12 protein-coding genes are annotated in these 16194 nt (G+C 45.0%); 5 read left to right on the forward strand and 7 right to left on the reverse strand.

Annotated features, from left to right (window positions below):
- Positions 1-35: 35 nt before the first annotated feature.
- Both MKY14_RS23005 and MKY14_RS23010 read left to right on the forward strand, forming a co-directional pair.
- Complete coding sequence (locus MKY14_RS23005) at positions 36-1856, forward strand: cache domain-containing sensor histidine kinase (protein ID WP_076282114.1); 1821 nt, start codon at positions 36-38, stop codon at positions 1854-1856.
- On the forward strand, positions 1853-3514 hold the full coding sequence (locus tag MKY14_RS23010; protein ID WP_076129608.1) for a response regulator transcription factor: 1662 nt from the start codon (positions 1853-1855) through the stop codon (positions 3512-3514). Before MKY14_RS23005 ends, MKY14_RS23010 begins: the two co-directional genes overlap by 4 nt.
- Here MKY14_RS23010 and MKY14_RS23015 read toward each other — a convergent pair whose 3' ends face one another.
- Positions 3515-4684 carry an SGNH/GDSL hydrolase family protein gene (locus tag MKY14_RS23015; RefSeq protein ID WP_076302814.1) on the reverse strand — a complete coding sequence of 390 codons (1170 nt, stop codon included), beginning with the start codon at positions 4682-4684 and terminating at the stop codon, positions 3515-3517.
- A 124-nt stretch (positions 4685-4808) separates the two neighbouring features.
- Complete coding sequence (gene yicI, locus MKY14_RS23020) at positions 4809-7130, reverse strand: alpha-xylosidase (RefSeq protein WP_038568831.1); 2322 nt, start codon at positions 7128-7130, stop codon at positions 4809-4811.
- Between the two features lie 127 nt (positions 7131-7257).
- Here yicI and MKY14_RS23025 point away from each other — a divergent pair, with 127 nt between their 5' ends.
- The 3 genes from MKY14_RS23025 (at position 7258) to MKY14_RS23035 (ending at position 10074) form a co-directional block, all read left to right on the forward strand.
- A complete protein-coding gene (locus MKY14_RS23025) occupies positions 7258-8148 on the forward strand; it encodes an AraC family transcriptional regulator (protein WP_076129611.1) in 891 nt (296 codons plus the stop codon).
- Between the two features lie 48 nt (positions 8149-8196).
- Positions 8197-9084, forward strand: a complete 888-nt coding sequence (locus MKY14_RS23030) for a helix-turn-helix transcriptional regulator (RefSeq protein WP_076302813.1) — start codon at positions 8197-8199, stop codon at positions 9082-9084.
- Positions 9085-9258: 174 nt separating this feature from the next.
- Positions 9259-10074 (forward strand): hypothetical protein, encoded by an 816-nt coding sequence (locus tag MKY14_RS23035; protein ID WP_339189658.1) that lies wholly within the window; start codon positions 9259-9261, stop codon positions 10072-10074.
- A 98-nt stretch (positions 10075-10172) separates the two neighbouring features.
- On the opposite strand, the gene MKY14_RS23040 is transcribed toward MKY14_RS23035, so the two are convergent.
- The 5 genes from MKY14_RS23040 to MKY14_RS23060 all read right to left on the reverse strand — a co-directional run bounded on the left by MKY14_RS23040 (position 10173) and on the right by MKY14_RS23060 (position 16182).
- Positions 10173-12242, reverse strand: a complete 2070-nt coding sequence (locus tag MKY14_RS23040) for a class I SAM-dependent methyltransferase (RefSeq protein ID WP_339189656.1) — start codon at positions 12240-12242, stop codon at positions 10173-10175.
- A gap of 129 nt (positions 12243-12371) precedes the next feature.
- The gene (locus MKY14_RS23045; protein ID WP_036680750.1) at positions 12372-13247 is read right to left on the reverse strand and encodes a radical SAM/SPASM domain-containing protein; all 876 of its coding nucleotides are present in this window, start codon (positions 13245-13247) and stop codon (positions 12372-12374) included.
- Between the two features lie 22 nt (positions 13248-13269).
- Positions 13270-14256 carry a Gfo/Idh/MocA family protein gene (locus MKY14_RS23050; protein ID WP_038568824.1) on the reverse strand — a complete coding sequence of 329 codons (987 nt, stop codon included), beginning with the start codon at positions 14254-14256 and terminating at the stop codon, positions 13270-13272.
- Between the two features lie 262 nt (positions 14257-14518).
- Positions 14519-15292 carry an SDR family NAD(P)-dependent oxidoreductase gene (locus MKY14_RS23055; protein WP_036680744.1) on the reverse strand — a complete coding sequence of 258 codons (774 nt, stop codon included), beginning with the start codon at positions 15290-15292 and terminating at the stop codon, positions 14519-14521.
- A gap of 77 nt (positions 15293-15369) precedes the next feature.
- Positions 15370-16182, reverse strand: coding sequence for an acetoacetate decarboxylase family protein (locus MKY14_RS23060; RefSeq protein WP_339189654.1), 813 nt, complete (start codon positions 16180-16182; stop codon positions 15370-15372).
- Between the last annotated feature and the right edge of the window lie 12 nt (positions 16183-16194).

Consider the following 16194-nt stretch of genomic DNA (forward strand, 5'->3'; position numbering starts at 1 on the left):
AGGTGTAAAATATTGATCGGATGTGACAAATTTCGATGAAATGGAACACGATTCGCACAAAATTGATCGTTTTTATCCTACTGCCAACGTTAATCTGTATTATGGCCACCATGTTTATTAGCTATCACTATAGCACTCAATCCCTAAGAACAAGGGCAGTAGATGAGAATACGAACCTCCTCTTTCAAGGCAATAGAAACATCGAAAGTCTGATTCAGGAGATCAATCGTCTCTCCCTTATCGTCTATTCAGATTCAGATTTCTACAGACTGCTCGAAGCGGGATACGAGGATATGGCAGCAAATACACGAATTTATTCTTCTCTAAATTACATTTCTTCATCCATGCCAGATATATCCCAGGTGTATCTTTACGGTGTAAAGGATAGAAAAGCCACTTTGCTCACCCAAAATACACCCAAACGTTGGCAGGGTATCCCCCCTTATGCCGACTCAGAGATCACTAGCAGTTCTCCTGTGTTTATACAAAGTACACATATAAGTCACAGCTATGGCCTAACTTCACCTATCCCGCAACTCATACCGGAGCCTGTGTTCACATTGCATAGACGAATTGAAAGGATTCCAACTACCACCCCACTCGGCTTCCTGTCGATCGATGTTAAGCTAACGGCTCTTACCGACATCGTCAGCCAGTTATATGATCAGAAGCAGGAGAACATTTGGCTGCTGGATGGCGATGGCAGGATTGTATATGGAAGCAACAGTGAGGAATACGGCAAGCGCCTACACGCTTCTTGGTACAACAAGCAAATCGCCACAACTCAAAGCTCGCAAGGGTATTTTGAAGAGGAAGATGCTGTGTTTATTTACCAAAGAGTCGAAACCCAAGGTTTAAATTGGACCCTCGTGAAGCAGATTCCTACGTCCTATCTTTTCCGGGAAGCCAATGAGGCGGCAGCGATCAATATAATCCTCCTTGTTCTACTTTTGATTACAATTGCCACGTTAACGACCCTGATCTCTTTTCGAATCACGGCTCCTATCAAGCAGTTGACTCGTTACATGAATCAGGTGCAGACCGGTAATCTTGATGTTGAAATTCAACCTATGGGCAAAGATGAGATTGGCGTGGTTACCGAGCGATTCCGCAGTATGATGGACACGATCAACAACCTGATTTTAAGAGAGTACAAGCTGGAATTGTCCAATAAGACCAATGAACTGCGGGCACTGCAGGCACAAATCAACCCGCATTTTCTGAATAACACGTTACAGATCATTGGCACGCTGGCCTTAGAGCTTAAAGTGCCCCAAATTTACTCACTTCTTTCAGCTCTAGCCAAAATGATGCGCTACAGCATGTACAATGAGGAGAAGATCGTAACTGTTAAGGATGAGCTGGATCATGTCAAAGCCTACATTGAACTGCAAAAGGAACGTTTTGAAAATAAGTTCAGTTTCCGCTACGATATGGAGGAATCACTTTTAGAGACGTTTATGCCGAAAATGATTTTACAGCCTATTGTAGAAAATTATTTCAAACACGGCTTTAATCTTTCCCGCAGTGACGGATTCATTGAAATCACCGCAGCAAGAGTGGATGACAACCGGATGGAAATCTGTATCCAAAATAACGGAAATGCGATCCCTTCAGCGAAGTTAGATCTTTTAAAGCAGAAGCTACAGCATCCTACTAGAACAGATATAGATTTATTAAGAAATACAGAGCAAACCAAGGAAGCTACAGGATCAGGTATTGGTCTGCCGAACGTTCTGGCTCGACTCAAGTTTGTGTGCGGAGATAGCGCCACTTTAACTGTGGATAACCTTAGAGCGGGCGGAGTAGTAGTGAAATTGGAAATTGAAATTATAGCGGAGCGTGAAAAGATATGAAGGCGTTGATTGTTGATGACGAGGCAAGAGTTAGAAAGGCAGTCAGACTGCTTGTCGACTGGGACGCCCATCAAATAGATGAAATTCTGGAAGCCGGAAATGGAAATGAAGCCATCGAGATCATCCGGCAGGCTAAACCAGCATTAGTCATTATGGATATGATGATGGAATCAGGTAATGGGATAGAGTTAATGACCTGGGTGAACGAATTCGCCGGCAACACTAAGTTTATTGTAGTCAGTGGACATAATGATTTTGAGTTCGTACGGCAGACTGTGCGGCATGGGGGTATTGATTATATCCTGAAACCTATCGAAGCCGAGGCAATCAATGTAGCGGTAGCTAAAGCAGTTGCAGCCTGGCGCTCAGAAGAAGACGACCGAAGCGAACGGCAGAAACAGAGTATTCAGCTTAATGAGTTCAAGCCCATTTATGGGGAAAAGCTATTATCTGCACTAATTGATGATCCGATCAATTCTGATTTATCTTTGCGGAGGTTATGCAGTGATGGTATCATTCCGGAAAACATCCATTCCGCTCGGTTAATATTGGTGCAGACAGATGCGGGTAACAATCCGTTGATTAAACGTTTTGGCGGAGACACCGAGCTAATGAACTACGCTATCGTCAATATTTGTAATGAATTTTTGCACAGTCCGCATAAGGGTGTTGCTTTTCGTTATTGGGGAGGTCCTCCGGAGATTGCGATTATTCTGTGGGATATTCAAACCTCTGTTGTCGAGCTAATAGGCAGAATCAATCATGGCATCTACTCTACCTTGCAGGTCCGAATGCATTTTGGAATCAGCAGCATCGGCAACTTACCTAAGCAGTTACCTTATCAGCGTGCAGAGGTGGCAGAGGCCTTACAGCGCCGAAACTTATTAATTCATGAGGATTACTGCCATTTCTCCTCTTCCTCCGAAGAATTCAGAGATCGTAAAGAGATCGCCAAAGCAGAGGTTCGCGGTAATGTATCAACAACGAACTTTGCTGACGTCAAGGAAGATTGGAAAATGGCAGTCATCAGCGGAAGTCCAGAGATATTATCAACAGCTGCGCAGCACTGGGTAGATGAGCTTAGCCGAGGCGGGGTTGTGACACCAGAAATCCTAAACTCTTGGAAAAATGATGCTCTACTATTTCGTTCCCAGCTGGTACGGGAAATGTTAGGCCCTGAAGCTGAAGGCGCACTGGCCGAGCTTGAACAGGCCGACCAGCTTCACCCAGCTCCTTATACGAACGGTTACTCGTTCTCCTTATTCGCTTGGCGTGACTGGTCGTATACCCTAATGCAGGAGCTGGCCGAAGTAATCGCCCTGAAACAAGCTAAAGAACGTAATCCGATGCATGATATCGTCAAATACATCGAGCTTAATTACGCTTCTGACCTGTCCTTACAGGAAGTGGCCGGAAAGTTTTTTGTTAGCCGTGAATATATTTCCCGCCGATTCAAACAGGAATACGGGATTAACTTCTCCGACTTTATTGTTAATATCCGAATAGATAAAGCTAAGCTACTGTTGCAGAATCCTCGTCTGAAGCTGGCCCAAATCTCCGAAATGGTCGGGTTTCATGATGTTAAATATTTCAGCAAAGTGTTTAAGAAGCAGGTTGGATCTTCACCTAAGGACTACCGGGACACATTTAAGAGTTGATCAATACCAGTTTAAAAAGGCGTCCGCAACCGTCTTACCGGCTATGCCGTTCGGATGCGGGTCGTCTTGTCCACTCATATATTCCGGTCTGATCCGGTGATCGTCTGGTGCAGGCAACGATAATAGGCTTGCTATATCAAACACACGGTCTACTCCAGCGGGTGGGTTAGTCAGGATTTCATGATTCACTCTACGCCAAGTTTCTTCTCTTGCCTCCTGAAAATTAAACGGCGGCACCGTACTTAGAATAATACTAGCATCAGCATTTGCTGTTTTGATCTTAGCAATAATAGTTGTCAGATCACCAAGTAACTCATCTGCAGAGCGGCAGCCAATATCAATATCATTTACGCCGAGGACAATCATCAGTTCATCACTCTGTTTAGCTTTGTGAAGCCAAGGGCCATCCGCAGCTACATCATACGCTCTAGCCCAGCCTGAGCCGAGATTCCATACGCCAATCTCTGCACCAAGACCATCCGCAATTCTCGCTGCCCAATATTCGTATCCGTCCTTTAATGTCCGCACACCTTGAGTAATCGAATCTCCCAAAAATACTAGCTTCTTATTCACAGCTTTCTTATATCCGATATAGCTTGGCAGTACCAAAAGCTTGTCAGATTCTGTAAACCCATCGGCTGATTCCTGTGCAGCCAGATTTCCGGGCGCATCATAAGCGGTTGCCAGCATCCCTTCTACGTTGAAAGGAATGGATTTACCCGCAGTAGTTGTCTTAATCGTCCATGTAAACGCTAAGTAATGGCCATCAGGTAGATTGATGCTTGTCTCATCACTCCAGAAGCATTCACCGGCCGTTACTGACTTGGAGACATTGCCTTCAAAAGTGACAGCATGTTGTGTATGCTCAATAATAGCTCCGTTTGGCTCAGTGCCCCCATCCGCGATAAAAGCCGATTCGATCACCCAACTGCCCCCAGGTTCACTGCCCGAAGCTTCAAGCCCTTGGTCCCAGGTGGAATCCACCGCATTGCTATGCCAAAATTTCAGCTGCACCGGGCCGTTTTCCCGTAAACGAATATAAGTCCGGAAGGTATGTGTAAAAGGTTCTTGCCTATTCATAATAAAATTAGCGGCGGTTGAAAGAACCGTAGCAGAGGTATAGTCCGTCTGATTCAAAACTCCACTTCCCTTAATTAAATTAGTATTCATAACGTTTCCCCCGTTATTAGTTAAGATTGTAACACTAAAACCTCTCCTATAAACCAGGGAACGGATCATTCACCCAATCTACAAGAGAGGTTATGGCTATATCAATATGCTTTAAGAAATCATCTTATTTCAATGTAATGGTAAACGATGCGGATTTTGCACCTGCGTTTACTTTCACTGTAGTCTCATCTACTTGCTCTGCACCTTCTACGGAAGCGATAGCTCCCAGATCTTTAAGGGAAAGCGAGAATTCTTTACCGCTGCCTTCTGCAGTAACTGTTACGCTGTTGCCTTTGCGGGCAGCCTTCACAGTCAATTCTGGAGCACCTTTAAGATCACGTACGGTTGCAGAAGTAGTAGTACCTTCTTCAAGTGAATACAGGCCAAATTTCACGCCATCCGCAAAGTCGTAATCCGGTTTGTTATCGATGCTGCCGATTGCCAGCAAGGAGTTCTGACGAACGAACAGTGGTAAGCTGAAGAAATCATATTTCTCTTTGCGCCATGATCCGCCTTGTACAGTTTCACCAGATAACAGGTGAGTCCAGCGACCTGCTGGCAGATAGTATTTCACTTCGCCGTTTTCTTGGAAAATAGGCGCTACGAGCAAGGAATCACCCAGCATGTATTGGCGATCGAGTACTTCACATGTTGGATCTTCCGGGAATTCCATAACCATCGCCCGCATAGAAGCCCAGCCATGCTCTGCAGCCTGCCCAGCCACATCATACAGGTAAGGCATCAAGCTGCATTTAAGCTTCGTGAAGAAGCGGGTAACATCACAAGCTTCATCATCGTACGCCCAAGGCACACGATAAGAAGTGCTGCCGTGCAGACGGCTGTGGCTGGACAACAGTCCAAAAGCTAACCAGCGTTTAAATACATGTGCCGGAGCAGTGTTCTCGAAACCACCGATATCGTGACTCCAGAAACCGAAACCGGACAAGCCCAGAGACAAACCGCCGCGAAGGCTTTCTGCCATGGATTCATAATCTGCGTAGCAATCTCCGCCCCAGTGAACTGGGAATTGTTGGCCGCCAGCAGTTGCAGAACGTGCGAACAATGCTGCCTCATTCTTACCAAGCTTCTCTTCCAATACTTCAAATACAACTTTGTTGTACAGTTGAGTGTAGTAGTTGTGCATTTTCATCGGATCAGATCCGTCGAAATAAACTACATCTGTAGGAATCCGCTCACCGAAGTCTGTCTTGAAGCTGTCTACGCCCATATCTACCAAATCACGCAGGTAGCCGGCATACCATTCACAAGCCGCAGGGTTAGTGAAATCCACCAGTCCCATACCCGCTTGCCACAGGTCACATTGATAAACATCGCCGTTAGGCTTTTTGATCAGGTAGCCGTTTTTCTTGCCTTCTTCAAACAAGCGTGAACGTTGACCAATATAAGAGTTGATCCATACGCAGATCTTCAGGCCTTTTTCCTTCAGGCGTTTCAGCATGCCCTCTGGATCTGGGAATACACGTTTATCCCATTCAAAATCAGTCCATTGATACTCACGCATCCAGAAGCAGTCAAAGTGGAATACATGCAGCGGCAGATCACGTTCTGCCATACCTTCTACGAAGGAATTTACAGTCTCTTCATCATAGTTGGTAGTGAACGAAGTTGTCAGCCACAACCCAAAAGTCCATGCTGGTGGAAGCGCTGGTTTACCTGTAAGAGCAGTATAGTTGCTAATAACGTCTTTAATGGTAGGTCCATCAATCACGAAGTATTCCAAGCTTTCTCCAGCTACGCTGAATTGGGCTTTTTTCACTTTTTCTGAAGCGATTTCATAGGAAACCAATTCCGGATGATTCACGAATACGCCATAACCTTTGCTTGATACGTAGAAAGGAATGTTTTTGTAAGCTTGCTCAGAGCTAGTGCCGCCGTCTTTGTTCCAGATATCAACGGTTTGTCCATTTTTCACGAAAGCGGTAAAACGTTCGCCCAGACCATATACGAATTCGCCTACGCCGAGATCCAGCTCATCACGCATGTACGTGTTACCGTCTTGGTCGGTGATGTAAGCCATGGATTTAAAGCCACTGCCTGTAATACGTTCTTCGCCGCGATAGAAATCCACCGCCCATTGTTCGCCTTTGCGAATCACTACACGAAGTCCGCCGCTGATCAGCACGGTTTCGAGATCCGTTTCTTCAATCTTCACATGATCGCCAGTACCTTTAGTCAGTTCGAAAACCGGACCACGTTCCTGTACACCATCATGATGAATAATTTTAATGCCTACCACGCCTGGAAGCGGGGAATGGAATTTTACAGTAAGCAGGGTTGAATTCAGCGTTGCTGCGCGCCCTGTGATTGGAGTCGTTTGTGTAATTGCTGTTAATCCTTCGGGAGTCTTTTCTACAACATAATTTTGAACTGCGCCGTTAATCGTGATACCTTCACGAACCAGCCAGAGACCATCAGTAAATTTCATTGTGTACTTGCCACCTTTCAATTTGGTGTTTATAGTTGCATTATACCGATAAAAAATGAACAAAACTAATACTATATAGCTCATTTATAACACTATTTTGATGTTTTTTAAGAAAAGAGGCCTTTATATGGACCGTACAACTCAGAGTTTGCTAAAAGAAAACAGAGTTCATGGAGATAGTATGTTTCCACTCGCTGCTTATTGGATAGAACTTCCATCCGGAACGCATGTACTCGATACACATTGGCATGAAGAAGCGGAGTTCTTTATGCTGCTAGAAGGAGAAATTCTGTTCCAAGTAGACACAGAATATTTTCCACTCCGCGCGGGCGAAGCGGTATTTATCGAATCTGGCGATATACACGCCGCCTATGTGCTGAACGAAGACACCCCCTGCAAATTCTGTGCGCTTGTATTTCTGCCTGATCTTTTGGCTAGCGCCCAGTACGATACGATCCAGCAAAACGCGATTTTGCCACTGCAAGAGAAACGCCAGAGCTTTCCGAGACATATTACACCCGATGTCCCTTGGCAGCAGGAGCTGCTTCATCATCTGGAGCAAATGATGGAGGCATACGCTAATAAAATGCCCGGATTTGAGACTTTTATGAAAGGAACTTTGCTAATCATGCTTTCCAAGATTACCGCAGAGGGCCGATTTGAGAACCGCAGCCAATCGGATGATGCTGATACCACCAAAATTAACCGCCTTAAAAAGGTGATCCTTTATATCCAAGATAACTATCAGGAACCGATACGTACCCGTGATCTATCAGAGCTTATTCCCATGAGCGAGGGGCAATTCTGCCGCTTCTTCAAAATGATGACTCGTAAAACGCCAGTCGATTACATCAACTCATACCGGATTCGCCAGGCTGCCGATCTGCTGCAACAAAGTGAAAGAAAAATATCCGACATCGCATTCGAGGTCGGATTTGATAATGTAAGCTATTTCATAAAGGTTTTCCGTAAAGCGATGAAATGCTCGCCTTCGGAGTTCAGGAAAGGTGCAGGCTAGTTTCATCTACATCATAAAAAAACGATGGATTCCAATTGGAGGCTCGCGATGAACTCACCGATTCTTAGCTTTATCACACCGCCTATTCCTTATTTCATAGACTGTGGCCGTGCTCACTACAATGCTGGAGACTATCATATCAGTCGTAATTGCATCGGCGTATTTGATCTAATCATTGTTAAAAAGGGAATGTTGCCCATCGCCGAGAACGAGGTTTACTGGGAGCTAAAGGAAGGAGAATTCCTCATCCTTCGTCCAGATGCCCATCACTATGGCTTTGCCCCTTGTCCTATCGAAACAGAAATCATCTGGATTCATTTCCAGACCTTCGGCAGCTGGATCGAGTGTCAGGATATGAACGAATGTCTGGAGAATCAGAGCGAGCTCATCGAAAGCCATAAACAAAAAGCTTATTTAAATCACTGCGATGTATGCTCGATCTTTATTCCGAAGTATACGGAAATATCAGAGAAGGCAATGGAGGTATTAGAGTTCTTTTTCCATCTGGAACAAGAACCCCAGTCGATGCGCAACTGGAAGCGCCAAGCCTCCTTTCAACAGTTCCTGCAATTCTTGGACCGCGATCTGGCCGAGGCATCCGATGCAACCGCCATTCATCTTGCCGAGAAGATTGAATTGTTCATTCGGCAAAATTATACTCGTGATGTCTCTAACTCCTTACTTCAAAAAGAACTTAACTATCATCCCAACTATCTCGCCAAAAACATGCTAAAAATATACGGTGTGACCCCTATGGCCTATCTCCTGTCCTATCGTCTAGAACAATCCAAACGGCTGTTAATTCAAACTTCCTGGTCCATTGCCCGCATCGCTGAAGAGGTTGGCTTCCATCATATTACTTACTACTCTTCCTGCTTCTCCAAGAAAGAAGGCATTTCTCCCTCTAACTTTCGACAAAAATTCACCGGTAAATAGACATTACAAAGCCTGAAATGGAAAATATCTTCCTCTTCCGGGATAGTTTGGACAAAAAAGCTGTTAAGCGTCCATCAAACAACGCTGCGGCTAACAGCTCTCTTTATTAAATATTACTGCTGATTTGCCGATATATTATAGATAGATCTTATCGTCGTAGGAGGATAATGAACCATGCATATAACGAATATGACCTCATCTATGGGAACGAGGTTTAATGTATCTGTTAGTCACCAAACTCATGATAAAACTATGAAATCAAACAGCAATACTAGTGGTAATGGTAATGGAGATAAATTATCAATAAGTAAATCTGCAAAGGCTGCTTTTCAAAATCAATCCAAAATGGACGGAATGGTTAACTCCCTGCTTAAACAAAAACAAAATATCATCGACAGTAAGAACAGTCTGATTGAAAGAACTACCAAAAGTTCACATAATCTCGAATCTATTCAAGATCAACTTAAAGAGTTCGACAAGCAGCTCCAAACGATTGACCAACAAATTGCAAAATACAGCTTCGAAGAGCAACAAAAGAACTTAGAAGATGCTCAAAAAGCTAATCCAAAGGATGAACCTAAAACCGAGCAAGAGATACAGAACGAAAGATTGAATACGATTGTTTCTGTAAGCCAAGATGTTAGCCAAATGGAGGTAGTTTCTTCTACCCACACTAAGATGCGTGGCGAGGCAAAAGTTCTGACCAAGGAAATAGAGCTGGACGAGGCTCGTTCTACTCATTCCGCAACAGCCAAACGGGAGCAGTTATCCAAAATCGAAACTAAACTATCGGAAATGAACGAAACGTTAGGCGATGCCATGAAAGACACGGGAGATAAAATTAAAGATCAGATCGATAAAGCAGGTTCAACAGAAATTAAACCTTCTGAAGAGAACACCAATGAGCGGACAGAACAATTAGCTACCTATCAAGAAATTCAACGTTTAGCCGAAGAATCTGATAAGTCGCAGCTAGAAGTACTAATCTAACAAGGGCAAGAATCTCTATATAAAAAAGCAATCGGATCTCCTCCGCATCAGAGGGTCTGCCGATTGCTTTTTTAGATGCAGCTGATGTTACTTTTCGGCTATTCCTTCCGAATCACAATAAAGCAGGTGCTGTCCGGCAGCGCCACTTCCTGTCCGCTCTCATCCATGAACCTTACTCTATCACGCAAAGCTTCGGTATAACCTTCTTGCAAGTAATGCCGGAAGACCTCAATCTTTGCCTGCTCTCCTAAAATCTGTTCAATAAATGAGGCAAACTCCGTAGGGGTGAAATAACCAAACTGTTCTTGGACTTCGTGAATATAAGCCTCTTCGCCCCAGGTATAAGTATATAAAAATTCCATGGCATCATTAACGGGCATGAGCACTTCTTGTTCCCCTAATCTCTGAAACTGAATCTGACGTCCAGCAAAATCCTTCGCATAACGCTCCAGCCACACCAGACCGTCCTCTTCCAGAAAGCGAACTCTCCGCAGCAATGATGCAGGTTCAGTCATGATCCCATCGCGGATAATGATAACCCCGCCAGCTGACAATACAGCAAAGGCACTTCGCAGAGCTGCGGAGACGGTGTCGTGATTGAACTTATTACCATTTAGCGGCACATAAGAATATAGCTCATGCAAAATCGAAGAGAAAATTACCGTGTCCACCGTTCCGGCCTCCACGAAATCTTTAAGGTTCAACGCATCTCCCTGCAGCACCTCCCAGTGGCGACCTTCCCGCTGCTTGCGTTGCCGCAAGGCTTCCACTACATTGCTTGATATATCAATGCCGATAGGAGTAACCTCGGGCATACGCTCTTCCAGTAAATCCAGCAGCACACCGCCGCCCGGACCGATATCCAACACTTTTTGTCCAGTGGCATGATCTAGAATTACAGCTTTATAATCTGCTGTATTATTCATTTGGCTTAAGTAGGTATCTTCATTATGAAAACGGTCAAAAGCATCCCTGCGCAGCTCGAATAGATCGAATAACAGCAATACAGCACGTTCATACAAGGGTGATTTTTCAGCTTCCATACAGAATTCGATCAGCTTCTCTGCCGCTGCCGAGAATTGGAATTGAAAAAATACCGTGTCTGGCAGATGTTCCTTAGAATATTGCCGCAAGAGGAGGTGAGGGTTCTCAGCAGGCAAAGTCCCTTGCTCGATATCCTTCCATGTAAGCTCCGCTAAATATTTTTCGATAATCCGCTTCTTATAAACATTGGTCTTCTTAACACCCTTGTAATCGTAGTAAATGCTGTTCATGACATGCTCGAAGCTGATATGGCTTAAGGATTGATTCTGCGCCCTCTGGGCAGCAAGCACCATCACCTTCAGAAATTGCTCCAGCGAAAAGGTCTGTAGTGCAGATTCCACATACCAGAAGGTAATCTTACTTAATGACTCCAAGCGTTCAGCATGGAAACCTTCCTGCGTCAGCTTAGCCCATTCCGTAGTGAAATCCTCTCCTCTAGAGATCGGACCCAGCCGCATTCTGCGCAGTCGTTCCTTCATCGGCATAGGACTAGCAAGATTGCCTGAAGAAATCAGCTCAATAAGCTGCTTCACTTCATGCTGCACATTCTGCCATAACTCGGGAGACACAGCTCCGATGATGCAATGATTGAGCACGGTCAGCAGGCGTTCCAGTTCCTCCGCGGTCAGCAGCTGATCTTCCACTATATCATGGAGTGGCTTATTGACTTCCGGCGGCACTTCTCCGCGAATTTGCTGTCCTATAAGTCCATGAGTCTCAATAAGCCGCTGAATCATCGCACCTTTCTCGGAGACAGCCCTCCCTAAATATCTCTCATATAACTGTGCGGAACCTAAATTATGTACAAAACAATTGATCCCTTCCTTCTGCCAAACCAGCCGCTCCTTTGCTGTACCTCCCTTAGCCGTTTCTGACCAAATTAACGTTTCTTCCACCAGCTCTTTTATCCAAATAGAACGGGGAAGTTGGTCCAGAATCTGCAAGCTACGTTCCACATAGTCCAGTACGGGATTCCTGCGATCCAGCTCCTCCAGAGATTCCACACGTTCCAAATTTACAATCTGCTCCTCCGCTTGGACAATAAGCTTCAGCCAGAGGTGATCCTCCAAATGATCTTGCACACCTTCACGGTATAAGGCGATGGCTTCCAGTGATTTCAGCATATGCTCCTCCTTCGCTCCAAAGTGGAGACTATAAAGACCTATTATTATATATATACAATCCCGTTAATTAAAAAACAGAACCAGGACTCATGAAATAGCCATGTCCCGGTTCTGTTTGCATTCCAATCATTAGGTTCCGAACCGCTGCCGATACCCACATTTGCGGCACAGCTCCTCCACCGCTTCTCTACGTGAGAAGCCATAGAATAAATTGTTCGCCCGCTCCCCCTCTACAATCTCTGAGAACGGAGTTTCATGGATGTTGCCTAGGTTAATTACTCCTTCACCATCCAGACAGCATGGCACAACAGTGCCATCCACAAGGATTGCCGCTTGGCTCCGCAGGGCATGACAGAACCCTTTTCCGTCATCTTCCGGCTCATTCAGCGCTGGCCAACGGAACTCATGATCCTGATTAAGGTAGACGCGTGGGGCAATCTTGACACCACTGCCAGGCACAACCTTTTCTTCGATCTTGAAATCCAAGTTGAAGGCTTCCTCCAGCAGGGCAAGGGTTTCACGGTTACGGTTTCTCTCCAGATTCGTCAGATTATCCTCCGTCAAATTCCACAAGCGGAAAGAAATAATAACCCCTTGCGCTGAGGCTTCCCGTACAAAAGAAATTATCTCTGAAAGATAGCCTTCACGGTTCTCTGACCCTTCATGCCCATCAAAGCTGTGCAGAGAAAAGTTCATCTGACGCAGTGCGGGCTTACCAAGAATTTTAGGTCCGGCTTTATGAATTAACGTGCCATTGGTTGTAATATTAACCTTGAACCCTTTGGCATGAGCAGCATCCAACAGTTCACCGATCTTGGGATGCAGCAACGGCTCCCCTTTGACGTGAAGATAAATATGATTGCTGTGTGGTTTAATTTCATCCAATATCGTATTAAACGTATCAAGCTTCATGAAATTTTTCGTCCGGGCGGTTTGTGGACAAAAGCTGCAGGCGAGGTTGCAGACGCTCGTTATCTCAATATAAACCTTTTTAAAAGTCTTCAAGTCCTGCTCCCCATTCTATTTATTATAAATCTGAGGCATAGCGGAGACCGATCTGTGCTCTGGCTTCCTCCATAATCTCTGCTGCGGCCATGGAGTTCTCATGAGTATTAATTCTGCTCTCCCGTTCACCATTCTTAATCAAGTTGATGAATTCTTCAACCTCATAATACATAGGTTCAAACACCTGAGGCAACGTAAGCTCCTCAACTGTACCATCACGATAGTAAATTTTCACCTGATAAGGCTCATTGATCTTGTCGATCACCATCGTACCGTTCTCTCCATGAATCTCAGCTGGCAGATAGGAGTCGGAAATCTTGGAGTGCATAACTACCGCATCCATATCGTCATACTTCATAATGAGACTTCCTTCACCATCCACACCTGACGAGAGCATGACACCCACTGCCTGTACTGATTGAGGCTTGCCAAAGAGCACTACCATTGGATACAAACAGTACACTCCAAGATCCATTAACGAGCCATTGGAAAAAGCGGGATTAAACGCATTTAACACAGTCCCCTGCCGGTAGGCATCATATCTGGAGGAGTACTTACAGTAACTTGCAAAATAACGGCGAACTTGGCCGAGTTTATACAAATTATCACGAATCACTCCAAAGTTCGGCATAAAGGTCGATTTCATCGCCTCTACCAGTAGCACATCATTTGTGCGCGCAGCTTCAATCATAGCTTTAAGCTCCGTACTGTTGGATGCAGCCGGTTTCTCGCAGAGCACATGCTTGCCGTGATTTAAGCACATAATCGCTTGTTCTGCATGCATAGAATTTGGGCTGGCAATATATATAGCATCTACATCTTTGCTTTTCACCATATCTTCCAAATTCGTATAAATTGTAGCTCCCGCATATTTAGCAGCAAAGGCCTGACCTTTCTCCATTGTGCGAGAGTACACGGCTGTCAGGATAAACTCCTCATTCTCCAAGCCGGCTTGCACGAAGCGGTCTGTAATAAAGTTTGTTCCAATGACCCCGAAACGAATTGTCATGATGTTATCCCGTCCTTTTTAGTTATTACTAACTCTACATGCTATTTTCTCACTCATAGGTAGTCATGTCTACTTTTTAAGGCAAATTAACGACAATTTCTGATAAATTCAGCAATTCTCTTGTTACTGGCGGAGCACCGCTCATCGTACAACGCAAAAAAAGGCGTATCCCAGCCACCCTTTCATGGCTTTTGAGATACCCTTTTTTTGGAATTACAATGATTCCCTGAGCTTACGGACCCAGAACGGACCCAGATGAGCTCTATATAATTGTCCAGCCGCCATCTACAAACAAAGTCTGACCTGTAGTGTAGCTGGAAGCATCTGAAGCAAAGTAGAGCACGGCGCCGTTTAGTTCTCCCGGATTACCAGGGCGCCCCATCGGACACACTGCGTTGTACATTTTTAGCGCTTTTTCTGCAAATAACGTATTCTCAGTCATTTCAGTTTTGAACAAGCTTGGTCCAATCGCATTAACAGTGATACCATGCTTAGCGTAAGTTGCCGCCACCCCTCTTGTCAGATGGATCACTCCACCTTTAGCAGCATTGTAAGAATGCGTAGGAACCGAAGCAGAAGCTGTAAGGCCTAGCATTGAGGCTGTATTGACGATTTTGCCGTAATTCCGTTCCTTCATATGCCGGATCACATGTTTCGACATCAGGAAAACACCTTTTAAATCCGTATCCAGTACCCGATCCCAAGCTTCTTCTTCCAGCGCCTCAATCGGAACCGCATCCACCACACCAGCATTATTCAGCAGAATATCAATTTTGCCAAAGGCTTCCATAACCTTTTGAACAGCCACAATAATCTGGTCCTCTTTTCTTACATCACACTCGATAGGAATTATTCTGCGTTCAGGGTATTTAGCCCGGATATCCTCGGCTACTGCTACAAGCTTGTCATATCTTCTGGCCAAAATAGCAATGTCTGCTCCTTGCTCAGCAAGCATCTCTGCGAATTGTACCCCGATCCCACTGGATGCTCCTGCGATAATAGCTGTCTTACCCGTCAAATCAAAAAGGTTAGTCATTCTAATTCCTCCTAATGTTTGGTTAGCCGATCCTTCTTCGGTTTCATTTCGCACAAACTCACTTCAAACACGTAGGCTTATACTGAGGAAACAGGTTGCAAATTGTTCTCCCACCAGTCCCAGCGGAGATAGCAGTATGGAAGATACTCCATTGGATTCAGAGGCTCCAGAATTTTACCTTTTTCAAGCACATTTGTACTGACGGTGTAAACCGCGCCCAGCATATTCACAACTTCAAGCTCACTCCAAGGATCATGCGGGGAGTCTTGGAAGGTGATAGAGGCTTCAGCCGCTTTATAGACTTTAACCTCACTTACTAAACGCTGTGTGACCAAGGTTGGCATCAGATCGAAGCCATTTCCGTCAATTGCATTGGCATATTTGATGTTATACAAAGGGATATCTTTGCCGTAATATGCCTCCAGAATCTTCTCGGCTCCATTGTCATTGAAGTGTCCATCCATAGTGGCTTTTACGTTGAAAAAGTCAATGCCATGCCGGCCGATTGCCCCATCAATGCCATCTTCTGAGGTGTTCATACGCACATCGGCCATTTTCTTAGGCAGCCCACATACTTCCCGGCCCATAGCCATCCCGATATCGCTTGTAATAGGCATCGACAGGCAGTAGTTGCCTAATTGTCCGTTATAGTCCGCTAGAACGAACAATCCAGCTTCACGATAAGGTGGACAAAAGTTCGTAGCTGGGTAATTGGCGATAAAAGCATTTACCAACGGCCGGCTTGTTGGCTTCAGTGGCTTCGGCAACAAACGCTCGATAATCTCTGGTTTGGTCTCCCAATACACCGTCAGCATCTCTGCATCATAAAAGGTGGTTGGCTTGCCTCCGTATTTCTGCATATCTGCGAAACTTTTCACAAAACTCACCATGAATGAACCCTC

Source organism: Paenibacillus sp. FSL R5-0887, from assembly GCF_038002305.1.
GTDB classification, from domain to species: domain Bacteria; phylum Bacillota; class Bacilli; order Paenibacillales; family Paenibacillaceae; genus Paenibacillus_AQ; species Paenibacillus_AQ odorifer.

Excerpts from the sequence above, each read along its gene's own strand:
- MKY14_RS23005 (WP_076282114.1), top strand. The coding sequence starts at position 36 with ATGAAATGGAACACGATTCGCACAAAATTGATCGTTTTTATCCTACTG.
- MKY14_RS23010 (WP_076129608.1), top strand. The coding sequence starts at position 1,853 with ATGAAGGCGTTGATTGTTGATGACGAGGCAAGAGTTAGAAAGGCAGTC.
- MKY14_RS23015 (WP_076302814.1), bottom strand. The coding sequence starts at position 4,684 with ATGAATACTAATTTAATTAAGGGAAGTGGAGTTTTGAATCAGACGGAC.
- yicI (WP_038568831.1), bottom strand. The coding sequence starts at position 7,130 with ATGAAATTTACTGATGGTCTCTGGCTGGTTCGTGAAGGTATCACGATT.
- MKY14_RS23025 (WP_076129611.1), top strand. The coding sequence starts at position 7,258 with ATGGACCGTACAACTCAGAGTTTGCTAAAAGAAAACAGAGTTCATGGA.
- MKY14_RS23030 (WP_076302813.1), top strand. The coding sequence starts at position 8,197 with ATGAACTCACCGATTCTTAGCTTTATCACACCGCCTATTCCTTATTTC.
- MKY14_RS23035 (WP_339189658.1), top strand. The coding sequence starts at position 9,259 with ATGCATATAACGAATATGACCTCATCTATGGGAACGAGGTTTAATGTA.
- MKY14_RS23040 (WP_339189656.1), bottom strand. The coding sequence starts at position 12,242 with ATGCTGAAATCACTGGAAGCCATCGCCTTATACCGTGAAGGTGTGCAA.
- MKY14_RS23050 (WP_038568824.1), bottom strand. The coding sequence starts at position 14,256 with ATGACAATTCGTTTCGGGGTCATTGGAACAAACTTTATTACAGACCGC.
- MKY14_RS23055 (WP_036680744.1), bottom strand. The coding sequence starts at position 15,292 with ATGACTAACCTTTTTGATTTGACGGGTAAGACAGCTATTATCGCAGGA.
- MKY14_RS23060 (WP_339189654.1), bottom strand. The coding sequence starts at position 16,182 with ATGGTGAGTTTTGTGAAAAGTTTCGCAGATATGCAGAAATACGGAGGC.